The 16,708-nt window shown below is 67.2% G+C and carries 15 protein-coding genes and 1 tRNA gene; 10 read left to right on the top strand and 6 right to left on the bottom strand.

The window, feature by feature from the left end; translation table 11 throughout:
• Positions 1–77 precede the first annotated feature (77 nt).
• Positions 78–401 (bottom strand): hypothetical protein, encoded by a 324-nt coding sequence (locus AC3B5L_RS00170; protein ID WP_490096013.1) that lies wholly within the window; start codon positions 399–401, stop codon positions 78–80.
• A 1,117-nt stretch (positions 402–1,518) separates the two neighbouring features.
• Between AC3B5L_RS00170 and AC3B5L_RS00165 the strand changes: the two genes are divergently transcribed.
• Both AC3B5L_RS00165 and AC3B5L_RS00160 read left to right on the top strand, forming a co-directional pair.
• Complete coding sequence (locus AC3B5L_RS00165; RefSeq protein WP_490096012.1) at positions 1,519–2,607, top strand: hypothetical protein; 1,089 nt, start codon at positions 1,519–1,521, stop codon at positions 2,605–2,607.
• A complete protein-coding gene (locus AC3B5L_RS00160; RefSeq protein WP_490096011.1) occupies positions 2,604–4,379 on the top strand; it encodes a transposase in 1,776 nt (591 codons plus the stop codon). The genes AC3B5L_RS00165 and AC3B5L_RS00160 overlap by 4 nt, the downstream gene beginning before the upstream one ends.
• 209 nt (positions 4,380–4,588) lie before the next feature.
• Here the strand turns inward: AC3B5L_RS00160 and AC3B5L_RS00155 are convergent.
• A tRNA-Leu gene (locus AC3B5L_RS00155) sits at positions 4,589–4,671 on the bottom strand.
• Between the two features lie 144 nt (positions 4,672–4,815).
• Here AC3B5L_RS00155 and AC3B5L_RS00150 point away from each other — a divergent pair.
• Genes AC3B5L_RS00150 through pknB form a run of 7 tightly spaced genes read left to right on the top strand, consistent with a single transcriptional unit; the run spans position 4,816 to position 13,690 of the window.
• Entirely contained in the window at positions 4,816–5,541 is a 726-nt protein-coding gene (locus AC3B5L_RS00150; RefSeq protein WP_315636788.1) for an FHA domain-containing protein, read from the top strand.
• Positions 5,538–6,056 carry an FHA domain-containing protein FhaB/FipA gene (locus tag AC3B5L_RS00145; RefSeq protein WP_187662806.1) on the top strand — a complete coding sequence of 173 codons (519 nt, stop codon included), beginning with the start codon at positions 5,538–5,540 and terminating at the stop codon, positions 6,054–6,056. The genes AC3B5L_RS00150 and AC3B5L_RS00145 overlap by 4 nt, the downstream gene beginning before the upstream one ends.
• Positions 6,057–6,063: 7 nt before the next feature.
• Positions 6,064–7,368, top strand: coding sequence for a PP2C family protein-serine/threonine phosphatase (locus AC3B5L_RS00140; protein WP_060922719.1), 1,305 nt, complete (start codon positions 6,064–6,066; stop codon positions 7,366–7,368).
• Positions 7,365–8,750 carry an FtsW/RodA/SpoVE family cell cycle protein gene (locus tag AC3B5L_RS00135; protein WP_187662805.1) on the top strand — a complete coding sequence of 462 codons (1,386 nt, stop codon included), beginning with the start codon at positions 7,365–7,367 and terminating at the stop codon, positions 8,748–8,750. Before AC3B5L_RS00140 ends, AC3B5L_RS00135 begins: the two co-directional genes overlap by 4 nt.
• A 1-nt stretch (position 8,751) precedes the next feature.
• Complete coding sequence (locus AC3B5L_RS00130) at positions 8,752–10,206, top strand: peptidoglycan D,D-transpeptidase FtsI family protein (RefSeq protein ID WP_268777826.1); 1,455 nt, start codon at positions 8,752–8,754, stop codon at positions 10,204–10,206.
• Positions 10,203–11,954, top strand: a complete 1,752-nt coding sequence (locus AC3B5L_RS00125) for a serine/threonine-protein kinase (RefSeq protein WP_232089135.1) — start codon at positions 10,203–10,205, stop codon at positions 11,952–11,954. Before AC3B5L_RS00130 ends, AC3B5L_RS00125 begins: the two co-directional genes overlap by 4 nt.
• 44 nt (positions 11,955–11,998) lie before the next feature.
• Positions 11,999–13,690 (top strand): Stk1 family PASTA domain-containing Ser/Thr kinase, encoded by a 1,692-nt coding sequence (gene pknB / locus AC3B5L_RS00120; protein WP_187662803.1) that lies wholly within the window; start codon positions 11,999–12,001, stop codon positions 13,688–13,690.
• 19 nt (positions 13,691–13,709) lie between these two features.
• On the opposite strand, the gene AC3B5L_RS00115 is transcribed toward pknB, so the two are convergent.
• The 3 genes from AC3B5L_RS00115 to AC3B5L_RS00105 are packed head-to-tail and all read right to left on the bottom strand — an operon-like array spanning position 13,710 to position 15,314.
• Positions 13,710–14,342 (bottom strand): anthranilate synthase component II, encoded by a 633-nt coding sequence (locus AC3B5L_RS00115; protein ID WP_490096010.1) that lies wholly within the window; start codon positions 14,340–14,342, stop codon positions 13,710–13,712.
• Positions 14,339–14,494: a DUF4175 domain-containing protein gene (locus tag AC3B5L_RS00110; RefSeq protein ID WP_136051341.1), complete on the bottom strand. Its 156-nt coding sequence runs from the start codon at positions 14,492–14,494 to the stop codon at positions 14,339–14,341. The genes AC3B5L_RS00115 and AC3B5L_RS00110 overlap by 4 nt, the downstream gene beginning before the upstream one ends.
• 25 nt (positions 14,495–14,519) lie before the next feature.
• A complete protein-coding gene (locus AC3B5L_RS00105) occupies positions 14,520–15,314 on the bottom strand; it encodes a class E sortase (protein WP_187662801.1) in 795 nt (264 codons plus the stop codon).
• Between the two features lie 104 nt (positions 15,315–15,418).
• Here AC3B5L_RS00105 and AC3B5L_RS00100 point away from each other — a divergent pair, with 104 nt between their 5' ends.
• Entirely contained in the window at positions 15,419–15,658 is a 240-nt protein-coding gene (locus tag AC3B5L_RS00100) for a cell division protein CrgA (protein ID WP_025102888.1), read from the top strand.
• Between the two features lie 151 nt (positions 15,659–15,809).
• Here the strand turns inward: AC3B5L_RS00100 and AC3B5L_RS00095 are convergent, their stop codons facing one another.
• Positions 15,810–16,703 (bottom strand): rhomboid family intramembrane serine protease, encoded by an 894-nt coding sequence (locus tag AC3B5L_RS00095; RefSeq protein ID WP_490096009.1) that lies wholly within the window; start codon positions 16,701–16,703, stop codon positions 15,810–15,812.
• Positions 16,704–16,708: the final 5 nt, after the last annotated feature.

The raw sequence follows: 16,708 nt of genomic DNA, 5'->3' as shown, positions 1-16,708 counted from the left end.
GCCCGCAGACGTCCGTCGCGCCGCGGCATCCCGGCGCAGCTGAGAACATCGGCATCGCCCGCACCGGTCAGATCACGTCACCATGTCCATCCGGGGATCGCCACGAGGCGGGCGCGTTGGAAGGAGTTCAGCTCCTTGCACCTCTGCTCTTTAATCCAGTCGAGCTCCTTCTGAGTCGCTCCTTCACCAGGACCGGCGATGCGGCCCAAGGCACGAGCTGGCCGCTCGATGCGCCATGCGGCCGCGCACCACCGCCCCAGCGGTGTGGATCGTCCGATCCCGTCCATCTCGTCGATGAACGCGAGGTACGTCTCGACCGAGGCGCGCTCGTCCGCAGTCAATGCATCATCCGGTCGAAGCAGAAGCATCGCGGTAGGAGTCCAGTAATTCGTCACGTCCATGCCATGCGCGGTGCACCGCAGTGGCATGGACGCTTCACATGTCGAGTGCTGCGAACAACTCCGAGACTGTCATGTCGAATGCTGACGCGAGTCCAGCAATAGTCGCCATCGTGGGGTTTGCCGGATTGGTGCTTCCAGCCTTTCCGGACCCTCGACCCGCTTCAAACAGCTGGATCTGGTTCTTAGTGAGACCGGCCGCATATGCGAGTTGTTCCTGCGTGAAGTGGTTCGCCGTCCTCAGCGACTTCAACGCCTTGCCGAACCGTACTGCGTCCTCAGAACCCCACACCATTCCGATATTGAACGATAAGGCCCCGAGTGATACACCCTACAGACCAGGCCTTACTTGTCGGACCCCGCAGAGTGGGCCTATCCTGCTGTGATCTATCCAAGGATCATCGAATGCGACGAGGAGTCGACGAGTACGGGTTTTGTGGAGTTCGCCGCAGCCCCGGCGCGGCAGACTCTCTTCGTTGCGCCTCGAGTTGTTCGCGTGATGTCCGGGCGCCTAGATGTTCGCCGAGAACAGGAGTCGCCAGCGACGTAGGCTTCACGTCCATTGACGGACTCTCCGCGAGCACCTCCTCTTCGGAGGACTCAGTGAGGGTCCAGCCCGATGTGTGCTCCACAATGACAGCTCCTACGGCGGGGAACTGGGTTGACCAGAACACAAGATCCGTGAGCTGCGCCATGGTCTCACCCCGGAAAATCCGGCGAATCCGGTCGGCACCCATTCCCCGAGATGCGAACCGACCGGCGAATGCACTGGGCGAGATTCCCTCAGTGGCGAGGAGCTCGCCGCGCACGGCAGCTGCCATGAGGTGCTGCACCATCGCAGCTCGATACCGTTCCCCTGTTTCGGCGACGTCATGAGCGGGGCCCAGAAGACCCAAGACTTGACCAAACGCTTTTGGTTGCGCAACGAGCGTTCTGGGAACGAAAGCGAATCCCTGTCCGTCAATTGGACGCACCATGGCACGACCCTTCTGCTGAAAATGCACTGCGGATCGTGTCAATTCACAGAGGCTGCTGTTCTTCACTTCCGCTTCGACCAATATACACAGCGACACTGCCCACTCGACCGTGCGCACCGGACGCACGGGCTGCATAGGCCCCTGTGTCAATCACTCAGAAGAACCTCATCAGACAGTCCAAGCAACTCCACTTCGACGACACCTCATGGGCGCGACGTCACAGCCGCGTGCTTCGCGAGAACCTCGGTTCCCTCCGCGAACTCATTGATATCGAGTCCAGCATCGAGGAAGCGCTCCGGCGCGCGTCGTGGACCATCCTCGCCGTCTCGGTGGTCGCGTTCATGACGGAGTACGTACCAAACATCGACAAGGCCGTCTGGGAGCGCATCGGCCCGTTCGTCCGCGATGCCGTGTCTGTCGCCGCACCAGTGACTCCCTATTCCGCGGAAGTCCTCATCCGGGCGGCATCGCATTTCGTTTCCTGGTGCTTGCGCCAAGGCTGGCCGCTGGACGCGGAGACCATCTGGGCTCGGCAGTCCATTGACCTATACGTCAATGACAAGCGGCTCCGCCTCGCCGACGGCACACGCCGCAACTACCGCGGCTACCTCATGCGCATCTCCGAGATTCTCCTTCCGGAAGAGCATGGCGAGAAGATGACAGCCCTGAGCCGGAAGACGACGGCGGCCCCGTACACCGCCGCTGAGATGGCGGAGTTCCGTCACTGGGCCGTCGCGCAGCGCACCCCGCTCAAGGTGTACCGGTGCATGCTCATGCTCACTCTGTGCGCCGGCGCAGGCGTACGCCCAGGAGAGCTCGTCAGTGTCCGAACGCAGGACGTCGAGGCCAAGAACGATGGGGGCTTCGTCATCCGGGTCCTCGGAGACCTGGAACGCAGCGTCCCGCTGCTGCGCGAATGGGACGAATGGATGACCGCCATCCTCGAGCAGATTCCGGCCGGACACGAGACACTGTGGGGGACCCCGAACCGCACTCGGCCCACGGCCGTGCTCTCGGCGTTCACCCAGCTCACCGACGGCGATGCACCCACTGGTGCGCGTCTGCGTGCAACCTGGCTGGTCACTCATCTGCGCGCCATCGCCGGCATCAAGTCCCTGTTCATCGCTGGGGGCTTCGAGAAGTTCGAGCACCTGGGCCGACTCCTGCACTACGTCGCGGATGTCCCCGATGACGACTACATCGACTTTCTGCGCGGGGAGGTCGAGCTGTGAGCGCGCACCTAGACCTCGACGCGGAGCTGCGGGACATCGTCGGTGTCGGCAACTTCGAGTACCAGCGCGCAATGGCCGTCACGGGCCCGATGCCGATGGCTATGTTCAACAACTACGTGAACATCATCGACAAGTCCGGCGTCCCGCAGCAGCTTGAGGAATGGGCTGCTCTCGAACGAAAGAAGAAGTCAGGACGCAAGGCACTTATCTCGTTCCGTGCTGTTCTCGTCATCGAGCTCATCAGCGCGGTGTGGAGCAAAGGCGCGCAGTACACGGAGTTCGCCGAGACCTACGCCCATCGCCTGACCGTCGCCCAGTTCGAAGCGCTCGGTATCGAGTGGGAGGACGTCGACGGGAACAGGTGGCTGCACCGGCACTGGCGTGCGAAGAACCGTCTCACCAAGCTGGTCGACCCGTACTACCGGACGCAGAAGCGTCGTCGGCTCTCCATCGCAGAGCAGGTCATCGCAGACGCCGCCCGCGACGAACAGCGCGCCGACCGGCTTCGGTGGATGCGACAGTCACTCCTTGATTCGTCTGTCTGCAAACTCCCCCAGCGGTACCGCGAGCGGTACTCAGGCGATGTCGCTATCGACTCCACCGAGGTGCCCATCCTCGGGCAGGCCCACAGCAGGGCCACAACGTTGGTGAGAAACGGCCTCGCTCTCGACCACCCAGATGTGCGCGAGGCTAGCAAGTCCCTGCGCTCAGGCGGCCTCCTGACAAACGTCGACTTCTCCGCCGGCACCTATGACCGCTCCCACCGAGAAGACAAGGGGAGCGAGCCTCCCCGGCCCGCGTTCGAGATGGATATCGTCACGATGATGGACACGAAGGGCTACGACCATCATCCCGCCTTCGCCCGCATCATCACCGGCATCGGCTTCCATCGACCGGGGAACATCACCGACGAGCCCCGCGAGGCAATGTTCCAGCATTCCCGCAGCTTCGAACAGCGCGGCATCGCGGCCGCCGACCGCGCCTTCAACGGGATGATGTCGGAGAACTTCTCACAGGCATGCCGCGTCGACGGTTTCGAGTTCGCGTACGACTACGGCAAGAAGCAGTTCGGTATCCAGGCAACCGTGCCGGGACTCCCCATCATCGTCGTCGATGGAGCGCTGTACGTCGAATACATGCCCGCGGAACTCAAGTACATGACGATGTGGTTCCACGACAAGAAATACAAGAAGGTCAACCAAGTCACGGGTCTGCCCGTCACCTGGGCAGACGTCGAGCGGACCATCGAAGCCCGCAAGCCCTACGCCATGAAGCGCCACGGAGACATCTCCAACAAGGAGCACAACCGCGGCGACCAGCGGTTCACCTACCCCGACCGCCGGACGTACAGGGCCTTCGACCCCGCTACCAACAAGCCGATGAGGCCATCCAAGAACGCCCTCCGCGGCTCGGTCACCATTCACCCCTACCCCGAAGTCGTACGTCACCTGCAGCGCTACCCGTGGGGAACCGCAGAGTGGAAAGCTGTATACGGTCAACGCAACCAGGTCGAGTCGGTCAACAAGTCCATCAAGCACACTCGATTCACGGACTTGGAATCGGCCGCGAAGCGCCCCGGACGAGGCGAGGCCTATCACTCCATCGCCACAGCGCTGATGGCTGTCGCCTACAACATCCGTGTCCTGGTGCGAGCAATCCGCGAGGAATGCACACCGGCAGAGAAGAAGCGCAAGTCGACCAAGAAGTTCACCATCGCGGACGTACCGAACGCCCGTCCAGCGACAGTCGGAGCGCTTGCCCCGCCCGCATAGTCAGGACGAATCGCTCGCAATCGAATAGCAAGACCGCCAGCCCCTCAGGGGCTATTCGTCGTGGGGCGAAACTGCAGCGAGCGCGGATGCGGAACCAGGGGCTGTGTCGAGGCCGGAAAATGAAGCGGCGGCTGCCCCGATTTTCACCGAGGCAACCGCCGAACCCGCATTTCATGAACTGGTTCATGGATTTTCATGAACCTGCCCTGTGCGCGAGGGGGGACTTGAACCCCCACGTCCATAAGGACACTGGCACCTGAAGCCAGCGCGTCTACCATTCCGCCACTCGCGCGAGCGTCTCGTTCCGAAGAACTCAACTTTCCGAGGATATCACGCGTTTTCGGCCTCGTTGCACACCCCCGGAGGGGCGTCGGCGGCGTTCCCCCAGGTCACCTGGCTACGATGTCCCTACCGGTCGGCATGCCAGAGGAGCCCAGTGGGACTACTTGACAGCTTTGAGAAGGGTCTCGAGCGCGCAGTGAACAGCGCGTTCGCGAAGACCTTCCGCAGCGGCATCCAGCCCGTGGAGATCGCTTCGGCGCTGCGACGCGAGGCGGATACCACTGCGGCCGTGGTGAGCCGTGACCGCATCATCGCGCCCAACAACTACGTCGTGCGTCTGAGCCCCGACGACGCGGAGCGCATGCGCGGGCTCGGCGGCGCGCTGACGGACGAGCTGCACGCCCTCCTCACGAAGCACGCGAAGTCGCAGGGCTACAGCTTCGCCGGCCCGCTGTCCCTCACACTCGACGCGGACGACAAGGTCGCCACCGGCACCGTGCGCGTCACCTCGGGCACCGTCGAAGGACGCGTGAGCTGGCAGGCCGTGGTCGACGTCGACGGGCGCCGGCACACCCTCACGCGCGCCCGCACCGTGATCGGCCGCGGCTCCGACGCCGACATCACCATCGCCGATGCGGGATCGAGCCGTCGTCACGCCGAGATCCTCTGGGACGGCGAGCGCGCCATGCTCCGCGACATGGGGTCCACGAACGGCACGAAGGTCGACGGGCAGAAGCTCCGCGAAGCCGCCCTCCCCTCCGACACCACGATCACGATCGGTCGCACCGACCTCGTGTTCCGCATCGTCCCCGTCGCCACCCCGTCACGGTCGTCCCGCCCCGACGATGACGCGACCCGCGTGTTCGGAGCCCTCGGATGAGCGAACTGGTCCTGCTCCTGCTCCGCATCGGCTTCCTCGTGCTGATGTGGTTCTTCGTGTTCGGGGTCGTCTACTCCCTGCGCGCCGACCTGTTCGGGGTGCGTGCTCGCAAGCTCCCCGCCGAGGCCACCGCGGGAGCACCCGCTGCTGCCGCTCCGGCACCGACCGCTCCGCCCCGTCCCTCGTCGGCGCGACCCTCGACCGGCCCCGCGACCGTGGCGACGGCGAAGCGCCTCGTGATCACGTCCGGGCCGAAGGCCGGTCTCGAGCTCCCCCTCGGCTCCGACGCGATGACGATCGGCCGCTCCAGCGAATCCGCCCTCGTGATCCGCGACGACTACACGTCCAGCCATCACGCCCGACTCATACTCCGTGGTGACACCTGGGCGATCCAGGACCTCGACTCGACGAACGGCACGTTCGTGGCCGGCCAGCGGGTGACGGGCGGCCCCGTCTCCTTGAGCCTCGGCACCCCGGTCAAGGTCGGCGCGACGACGTTCGAGTTGAGGGCCTGACGCCGGCATGGTCTTCGAAGGCTCGAGCGCCGCGATCTCCCACACCGGGAAGGTCCGCTCCAACAACCAGGACTCCGGGTACTCCGGGGCGAACCTGTTCGTCGTCGCCGACGGCATGGGCGGACACGCGGGCGGCGACGTCGCCTCCAGCATCGCCATCCAGCGCATGGAGCCGCTGGACCAGCCGTACTCCTCCACGGAGGATGCGCAGGCCGCCCTCCAGGCCGCCGCCACGACCGCCGCGGGCGACCTCATCCGCGCCGCCAAGGATCGTCCGGAGCTCGCCGGGCTCGGCACCACGCTCAGCGCCATCATCATGGTGGACGAGTATGCCGTCATCGGTCACATCGGCGACTCCCGCATCTACCTCTACCGCGACGACGCGCTGACGCAGATCACGGCCGACCACACCTTCGTGCAGCGCCTGGTCGACTCCGGCCGCATCACGCCGGAAGAGGCCAGGTACCACCCGCGGCGCTCCGTGCTCATGCGCGTGCTCAGCGACATGGACGCCGACCCCGAGCTGGACATGTTCGTCATGCACGCGCAGCCCGGCGACCGCTGGCTGCTCTGCTCCGACGGCCTCTCCGGTGTCGTGGACGAGGCCCGCATCCTCAAGGCCATGCAGCTCGGGCTCGCCCCCGGCCGCACGGCGGACAACCTCCTCAAGCAGGCCCTCGACGGCGGCGCCCCCGACAACGTCACGATCGTCATCGTCGACGTCGGCGGTCAGCATCCCGTCCACTCCGGCACCGCCACGATCGTCGGCGCGGCATCGAACCCGTCGGGTGTCTACGTGCCGCCGGTGCGGGCCCCGCGGAGCAACTGGCTGCATCCGGTCCGCCAGGCCGCGAACGAGCCGAGCCACTTCGAGCCGGCGCCCGAGTACCTCGAGGAGCTGATCGAGGAGGACCGCCGTCGCGCCAAGCGCCGCCGGCTGGGCTGGATCGCCGGCACCCTCGTCGTCCTCGCGATGCTGGGCTTCGCCGCGTTCGCCGCCTACAGCTGGACGCAGACGCGCTACTTCATCGGCGCCGATGAGGACAGTGTCGTGATCTTCCAAGGTGTGCAGCAGAACATCGGTCCGATCACGCTGTCGACGCCGGTGGAGGACACCGAGATCCTCCTCGCCGACCTGCCCCCGTATCAGCGGGCCTCGGTCGAGCGCACGATCAGCGCACGCTCGCTCTCCGACGCGATGGCCATCGTCGACCGTCTCCGCACGGGCGCCGAGGCGAACATCATCGAGCAGACCCCGCTGCCCACACCGCTCCCCTCCCCGAGCGCCACACCGTCGGGAGGTGCCGGGTGAGCACCGACGTCCAGGCCGACACCACGGTCATCAAGGCGCTGCGCCGGCTGCGCATGCCGCAGACGCAGCGCAACCGCGAGTTCTGGCTGCTCCTCTTCGCCTGTGCGATCAGCGGCGCCGCCCTCACCCTCGTCCAGCTCGGCGCCCTCGGCACCATCGACCCGATGATCCTGGCGATCGGCGGCGGCCTGGCAGCTCTGGCGTTCGCGCTGCACATCGTGCTCCGCTTCGTCGCCGCCGACGCCGATCCCTTCGTCGTCCCCATCGCGACGCTGCTCACCGGACTCGGCGTCGCGATGATCTACCGGATCGACATCGCCTTCGCGAACACCGGGTGGAACGCCTACTCGACCAAACAGCTCGCCTGGACCGCCATCTCCCTGGCCGGGGCGATCACGGTGGTCATCCTGCTGCGCAACTACCGGATCCTGTTCCGATACACCTACATCTTCGGACTCGCCGGAATCCTCCTCCTGCTCCTGCCGTTCGTCCCCGGTCTGCGGATCCCCGACGCGAACGCACAGGTGTGGGTGTCGCTCGGCGGCATGTTCGCCTTCCAGCCCGGAGAGCTCGCCAAGATCTGTCTCGCGATCTTCTTCGCCGGCTACCTGGTACGCACGCGGGAGAGCCTCACGTCCGTGGGCAAGCGAGTGCTCGGGATCACCTGGCCGCGCATGCGCGAGCTCGGACCCGTGCTCGTCGTCTGGCTCGTCTCGCTCGGCATCATCGTCGTCCAGCGCGACCTCGGTACCGGAACGCTCATCTTCGGCATGTTCGTTGCCATGCTCTACGTCGCGACAGGCAAGACGAGCTGGGTGCTCATCGGTCTCGGCCTCGTGGTCGCCGGCGTCGCCGTCGCCTCCCAGATCCTCAGCTACGTGCAGGGCCGCTTCGTCAACTGGCTCTTCCTGTTCGACTCCTCGAAGGTCGACCCCGACGGCGCCGGATACCAGCCCATGCAGGGCTTGTTCGGGCTCGCCCGCGGCGGCCTCATCGGCACCGGCTGGGGGCAGGGCCGCCCGGAGATCACGCCGCTCGCGCACAGCGACTACATCATCACGAGCCTGGGCGAGGAGCTCGGCCTCATCGGGCTCTTCGCGATCCTCTGCCTTTACATGGTGTTCGTCAGCCGCGGCGTCCGCATCGGTCTCGCCGGTCAGGACGATTTCGGCAAGCTGCTCGCCACGGGCCTGTCGTTCACCATCGCGCTGCAGGTGTTCATCATGGTCGGCGGTGTCACCCGGGTCATCCCGCTGACCGGTCTGACCACCCCGTTCCTCGCCGCCGGTGGCTCGTCGCTCGTCGCGAACTGGCTCATCGTGGCACTCCTCCTCCGCATCTCCGACGGCGTCCGCCGTCAGCCCCGGGTGGTGATCGGCTGACATGACACGAGAACTCCGCAGACTCAGCATCGTCATGCTGTTCATGTTCATCGCGCTGTTCGCCGCGACGAGCTGGATCCAGGTCGTCGAGACCGACGGGCTGTCGCAGAACCCGCACAACAAGCGCACCCGGCTGGACAGCTACGAGATCCAGCGCGGCGCGATCATCGTCGACGGCACCGCGATCGCCAACTCGGTCCCCAGCGACGACACGTACCGGTTCCAGCGCGTCTACACCGACGCCGAGATGTGGGAGCCCGTCACCGGCTACTTCAACCCCGCGCTCGGCTCCAGCACCGGCATCGAGGAGGCGATGAACGCCGATCTCTCGGGCACGGGCTCGAACGCGTTCTTCGCGGAGATCGAGCGGATCCTCTCCGGTCAGCCCCAGCGCGGGTTCAGCGTCGAGCTGTCGTTGAACACGGCTGCGCAGCGCGCCGCCACCGAGGCACTGGACGGCCTGCAGGGCGCCGTCGTGGCGATGGACCCGAAGACCGGACGCATCCTCGCGCTGGCGTCCACCCCCGGCTTCGACACGAACAGCATGGCGACCCACGACGCGAACGCCGCCAACGCGACCTACGACCAGCTCGTGGCCGACCCCGGCAAACCACTGTCGAACCGGGCGATCGCCGGCGACCTCAATCCCCCGGGGTCGACCTTCAAGATCGTCGTGGCGGCGGCCGCCTACGCCAGCGGAGAGTGGACGCCGGAGTCGACCCTCCCCAACCCCGCCTCGTACACGCTGCCGGGCTCGAACAGTCGCGTCTCCAACGCGTGGGGCGGCACCTGCGGCTCCGGCGCGACGGTCACGATCGCCGAGGCGATCCGTCTCAGCTGCAACATCCCCATGGCCGAGCTCGCGGTCGAGCTCGGCGATGACACGATCCGGGAGATGGCGGAGAAGTTCGGGTTCAACCGCAGCTTCGACATCCCGCTCACCTCGACGCCCTCGAGCTACCCCCAGGGGCTCGACGACGCGCAGACCGCCCTCACCGGATTCGGGCAGGGGCAGGTGACCGCGACGCCATTGCAGATCGCCATGGTCTCCGCGGGCATCGCCAACGACGGCGTCGTCATGAACCCGCAGATGGTCGACGCCGTGATCGGCAACGACCTCTCGGTGATCCGGTCGTTCGACAGCACCGAGTTCGGTCGCGCGATGGAGCCGGACGTCGCCGACGAGGTGACCTCCGCCATGGTCGCGAGCGTCTCAAACGGCGCGGCGCAGGGTGCAAGAATAGACGGGGTCGACGTGGCCGGTAAGACCGGAACGGCGGAGAACGGAAACAGGCCGCACACGCTGTGGTTCACGGGGTTCGCCCCCGCGGACGACCCCGCGGTCGCGGTAGCGGTCGTCGTCGAGAACGGCGGCGGACAGGGTCAATCAGGAAGCGGGGACACCATCGCCGCTCCGATTGCGAAGAAGGTCATAGAGGCGGTGCTGGGCAGATGAGGCCGACGCAGGGTGTGTCGTTCGGTGGTCGCTACGAGCTGCAGTCGCGGATTGCGATCGGCGGCATGGGCGAGGTGTGGGAGGCGACGGATCACGTCATCGGACGCACCGTCGCCATCAAGATCCTCAAGGACGAGTACATGGGGGACCCCGGGTTCCTCGAGCGGTTCCGCGCGGAAGCGCGTCATGCTGCGCTCGTCAACCACGAGGGCATCGCCAGCGTGTTCGATTACGGCGAGGAGAACGGCAGCGCCTACCTCGTCATGGAGCTCGTGCCGGGTGAGGCCCTGTCGACGATCCTGGAGCGGGACGGCGCACTGAGTGCCGACAAGACGCTCGACATCGTCGCGCAGACCGCTTCGGCCCTCCAGGCCGCGCACGCCGCGGGTCTCGTGCACCGCGACATCAAGCCCGGGAACCTCCTCATCACGCCCGACGGCCGTGTGAAGATCACCGACTTCGGCATCGCCCGGATCGCCGATCAGGTACCGCTCACCGCGACCGGTCAGGTCATGGGCACGGTGCAGTACCTGTCGCCGGAGCAGGCGTCGGGTCACCCTGCCTCCCCCGCGACCGACACGTACTCGCTCGGCATCGTCGCGTACGAGTGCCTCGCCGGCAAGCGCCCCTTCACGGGCGAGTCGCAGGTCGCGATCGCCATGGCGCAGATCAACGAGCAGCCGCCGCCGCTGCCGCCGACGGTCCCGATCCCCGTGCAGAACCTGGTCATGGCGATGATCGCCAAGAAGCCGGCGGATCGCCCCTCCTCCTCGGCCACGGTCGCTCGTGCGGCCCAGGCCCTGCGTCGCGGAGACCTGAACTCCGCGGCCATCGCCGTGCCCGCCATCGCGACGGGCGGCATCGCCGGCGACGACGACGCCACGCGCATGCTCACCGCGACCGGTGACGACGGCACGACACGCATCCTCCCCACCACCGCGCAGCTTCCCACCGACGAGGCCGCCGCGGAGGAGCAGGAGAAGAAAAAGAAGAAGAAGAGCGCCTGGACCTGGCCGCTCATCGCGCTGCTGGTCCTGCTGCTCATCGTCGTCGCCGGCACGCTGTGGGCGCTGTTCGGCAACCAGGGCAAGGATGCCGACCCCGACCCCACCGGGTCCGCGAGCCGCACCCCCACGCAGACACAGACGCAGACGCCCTCGCAGGAGCCCACGCCCGACGAGACCCGGGTCGACGTGACCGCACTCGGTCTCAACGGCATGGACTGCGGCACCGCGACCGCGACGCTCAAGGAGGCCGGGTTCTCCGACATCGCCTGCGGCGAGGGCGACCCCGCCCCGAGCGACGGCGACGTCGGCAAGGTCTACCGGGTGCAGCCGGAGGGGAACGTCGCCACGACGACCCCGATCGCGCTCACGGTCTACGCCGGCCGCACGCCGCTGCCGACGCCGACCGACCAGCCGACGATCACCGGCGACCCGGTCGCGGGCAGCACCGTGACGATCTCCTGGGGCACCGGTTTCACCTGCCCCAGCGGCACGACGCTGTCCGGCTACGTCGTCTCGCTGCAGAACGGCACCTTCGCCTCCGGCGGCCCGAACTTCCAGCCGACGCAGCGCAACGCTCAGGTGACCGTCGGCGACGCCGTGGGACAGCAGCTCATCGCGACGTATCAGGGCCTGTGCTCCGGTGGCGACCAGCGCACGTCGAACGCCTCTCCCCCGCTCTCCGTCACGATCGTGGCACCGGAGGACGGCGAGGGTGACGGCGGCGACGGCGCCCAAGGGTAGCCTGAGTATCCAGTCCAGCCGCAGTCGTTTCCAGGGGGTCATCCGTGTCCACAGAGCCACAAGTCATCGCGGGCCGGTACCGCGTCGACGAGCTCATCGGACACGGCGGGATGGCGAAGGTGTACCGCGGGTACGACCTGACCCTCGGCCGCGAGATCGCGATCAAGATCCTCGATCCCGATCTCGCCCGCGACACCAGTTTCCGCACGCGGTTCCGCCTGGAGGCGCAGTCGGCGTCGCGCATGTCGCACCCGTCGATCGTCCGTGTGTACGACGCCGGTGATCCGTCGACGGTCGACAGTTCCTCGGACGAGCCGCCGTACATCGTGATGGAGCTGGTCAAGGGCACCCTGCTCAAGAAGATCATCGCCGACGGTCCGGTTCCCGTCGAGGACGCGGTGCGCTACGTCGACGGCATCCTCGAAGCGCTGGACTACTCGCATCGCGCGGGCGTCGTGCACCGCGACATCAAGCCCGGCAACGTCATGGTCACCGACAAGGGCCAGGTGAAGGTCATGGACTTCGGCATCGCGCGCGCGGTGTCCGACTCGTCCTCGACGGTGGCCGAGACCACTCAGATCATCGGCACCGCCGCGTACTTCTCCCCCGAGCAGGCCAAGGGCGAACCTGTCGACGCCCGTGCCGACCTCTACTCCACCGGGGTCGTGCTCTACGAACTGCTGACGGGGCGACAGCCGTTCCGTGGCGAGTCGCCGGTCGCCGTGGCCTACCAGCACGTCAGCGAGACGCCGGTCCCGCCCTCCGAGGTCAACGAGGAGTCGCCCGCCGCCCTCGACCCGATCGTGCTGCGTGCCCTCGCCAAGGACCCGTACCAGCGGTACCCGGATGCCGCGCACTTCCGCGCCGCTCTGGATGCCGCGGTGACGGGCGCCGCACCCACCCGCAAGCAGATCGGCGCGCTGACCAGCGAGCTCTACGGCCCGAGCCCCCGACAGGCGCAGGAGACGGCGCGGTCGCTGCGTCAGCTCAGCACCGACACCACGATGGCACGCACGCAGTCGGGACCGCCCGTCGCCTGGATCTGGGCGGGAGTCGCCCTGCTGGCGGTGCTCCTGGCCTCGGTGCTGTTCTGGGTCTGGACCATCAGCATGCGTCCCGCCGACGTGCCCAGCACCTCGCGAGTCGTCCCCGACCTGACGAACGTCGCCTCCGAGCGCGCACAGGACGATCTCGCTGAGCTGGATCTCTCCTCCAAGATCGTCATCGAGTCGAGCCCGTCGATCGCCGAGGGCAACGTGATCCGCACCGACCCCGAGGGCGGCGTCTCCGTGGAGCAGGGTTCGACCGTCACCCTCTACGTGTCCTCCGGCGAAGAGACAGTGGTCGTGCCGAAGCTCGAGGGGATGTCCCTCGATGCCGCGACGAAGGCGTTGAAGGCCGCCGGCCTCGAACTCGGCACCGTGACGCAGCGCAACGACAAGGGCCTCGCCGCCAACACCGTCATGACGGCGAGCGAGGAGGCGGATGCCGAGGTCGCTCCCGGCACCGTCGTGAACCTCGAGGTCGCCAGCGGGAAGGTCACCCTGAACAACGTCGTCGGCTGGTCCCTGGACTCGGCCACGCAGGCGCTCGAGGACCTGGGGCTCACCCCGGTGCCGACCGAGGCGCCGGAGTGCCCGGCGACGGACCCGGAGACCGTGCACTCGATGTCCGTCGCGCCGGGCGACGTCCCCGTCGGGTCGTCGGTCGAACTCCGCTACTGCACCGGATCCTGACGCGACACTCCGCGGCGGTTCAGCGTGCGAGCGGGTCGAGGCGGACGGAGCGGGTGACGGCCTCCTCGTCGCCGCACAGCCGGAGCCAGTTGGCGAGGAGCCGGTAGCCCCCTGGGGTGAGGACGCTCTCCGGGTGGAACTGCACCCCGTGCACCGGCAGTGTCCGGTGCGCGAGCGCCATGACGGTGCCGTCGGGGGCGGTCGCGGTCACGATGAGGTCGGCGGGAAGGTCACCCGCCGCGAGAGCGAGCGAGTGGTAGCGCCCGACGTCGAAGGGTGAGGGCAGACCCGCGAACAGCTCGGAGCCGTCATGCCGGACGGCCGAGACCATGCCGTGCATCACCTCGGGGGCGGAACCGACGGCCGTGCCGAATGCGGCCCCGATGACCTGGTGCCCGAGACATACTCCGAGGGTGGGCACTCCCCGCCGCATCGCGATGCGTGCCGCGTCGACCGAGACGCCGGCATCGGCGGGCGCCCCCGGCCCCGGAGAGAGCAGGAGGGCGTCATGCGCGCCGAGAAGCGCGTCGATCCCGGCCGGGTCGGTCGCGTCCGACTCCACCAGCGTGGTGTCGGCGCCGAGTTCCCGGAGGTAGCCCACGAGGGTGTGCACGAAGCTGTCGTGGTTGTCGACCACGAGCACCTTGGTCATTCGACGTCGACTTCGCCCGGCGCGATGAGCGGGCTGACCCACGGGAACACGTACCAGAACAACGCGTAGAGCACCGCGGCGATCACCACGAGCAGGATGAGGACGCGCAGCCACCACGGGCCGGGCAGCAGGCGCCAGAGTGCGGCGTACATGGGTCTTCTCTCTCCTGGTGGCGGGTCAGACGGACGGCGCGGCCGGCGGGGGCGGTGGGTCGGTGAGGGCGGACGGAGGCCCCTCGGCCCGAGGCTGGAAGCTCTCGAACACCCCGTAGGCGACGATGCGCTCGGCGAGCGAGTACAGCGGCGAGCACGCCGTCAGTGTGATGTACTGCTCGCCGGTCTGCTGCTCCGGCATCTGCGGCACGTCGGCGAGCACGTCGGTCTGCGTCGGCTTCACATACTCCAGGGTGCGGAACCGGTAGGTGTACCAGCCGTCGGGCGTCTCCACCACGATCGCGTCGCCCACGTGCAGCTTGTCGAGCTGGTTGAACGGCTTCCCCCAGGTCGTCCGGTGGCCGGCGAGCGAGAAGTTCCCCACCTCTCCGGGCATCTTCGACTGCGTGTAGACGCCGATGCCCTTCTGGTCGAGGGTGCGCGCGCGACTCGTGCCCCCGTAGATGCCGAAGTTGTAGTCGGCCCCGAATCGGGGGATGTGCATCTGACCGAACCACTCCCCGTCGGCCGGCGCCGTGGGGACGGGCGCCTCGTACACGGTCTCGCCGTCGTCCGTCTCGACCAGCGGCGGCAGTTCCGGTGCCTCCCCCGCGGCGAGCTGCTGCGAGATCGCGGCACCTTCCTCGTTCTTCTGGGCCGCGATGATGATGTCGCCGATCCACATCTGCCAGGCGACGAAGAGGAGGACGACGACGCCCGCGGTCAGGAGCAGTTCGCCGAGCACGCTCGCGAACGTGGCTCGCGACCGTGGTCGCTGCCGCCGTTCGCGCCGCCCCCCAGGCGCGACAGATGCAGTCATGGGCGTGATCATATCCGTCCGACCTGTGCAGCAGGAGCTGGGGCATCGCCGATCCGCGCCCTGACGGCTCGTCGGCGCCGAGGTCTCCCGGGTACAATGACGGCATGGCACGTGACCGCAAGACCGAAGAACCCGCCGTCGAGCGCGCCGAAGGCGACGCCGCTCCCAACGCCGTCTGGTTCAAGCCGGTGATGATCGGCTTCATGCTCCTCGGCCTCGCGTGGATCCTCGTCTTCTACATCTCGGGCATGCAGTTCCCCATCCCCGGGCTCGACAACTGGAATCTGGCCATCGGCCTGGGCATCGCCCTCATCGGATTCCTCATGACGACACGCTGGCGCTGACCGCGCAGAACGACGGAAAACCCCTCGCCTCTTCGGCGGGGGGTTTTCGTCTGTGGAGCGAAGCGGAAGTTATCCACAGGTTATCCCCACACTGGGGAGAATTACACCGATGTTATTCACAGGGGTTAACAACCCTGTTAACAACTCGGGATCAGGCCAAAAGGATCAGCGGCGGTACCACGGCGACCACGACGATCAACAGCACCACCAGGGCTGCGAGCGACACGATCTGCCAGGTCCGCTGATCGCGGCGCTTCGTGCGGACGTAGATCAGCGCCACGAGAGCGCCCGTGATCGCGCCGCCGAGGTGCGCCTGCCAGGAGATGCCGCCCGCGAAGAATCCGAAGGCGAAGTTGATGCCGAGGATGACGAGGATGCCGGTGACGTTCGCCCCGATGTGCCGTCCGATGATCAGGAGCGACGCCAGGAGTCCGAAGATCGCCCCCGAGGCGCCGACCGTCCACGTCTCCGGCGCGAGAACGGCCACCATGACCGAACCGCCGAGACCGCTGATGAGATACAGCGCGAGGTAGCGGACGCGACCGAGCATCGGTTCGAGATTCTGTCCGAGCATCCACAGCGCGAGCATGTTCAGGGCGAGATGCACGAAGCCGCCGTGCACGAAAAGCGCCGTCAGCAACCGCCACGGCTCGAACGGCAGGAGGGAGAGGTTCGGGTACAGGAACGGCGCGTAGAAGCCGAGGGCCTGGATGATCGGGGCGTTGAGCCCGGGGATGAGCTGCACGAGGCCGATGAACGACGTCACCGCGAGCAGCGCGTACGTGACCACGGGCTTGCCGCTGCGCACGGCACCCATGGTGGCTGCCCCACCGCCGCGCCACCGACGCGCGGCCTTCTTCTGCCCAGGGGTGCGGTTCTTGCGCTCCGCGTTCATGCACTCCGGGCAGATGACGCCGACCGGGGCAGGCGTCTGGCACTCCGGGCAGATCGTCCGAAGGCACCGCTGGCAGAGCACGAAGCTCTGCCGATCCGGATGCCGGTAGCAGAAGTTCTCACGGTTGTTCGTGAACTCGGGCGTCGTCATCCGGA

It is taken from the genome of Microbacterium sp. C-MGS6 (assembly GCF_058140415.1).
Note: the sequence above shows the minus strand (reverse complement) of the source record. Positions and strands in the feature narration are given on the sequence as shown.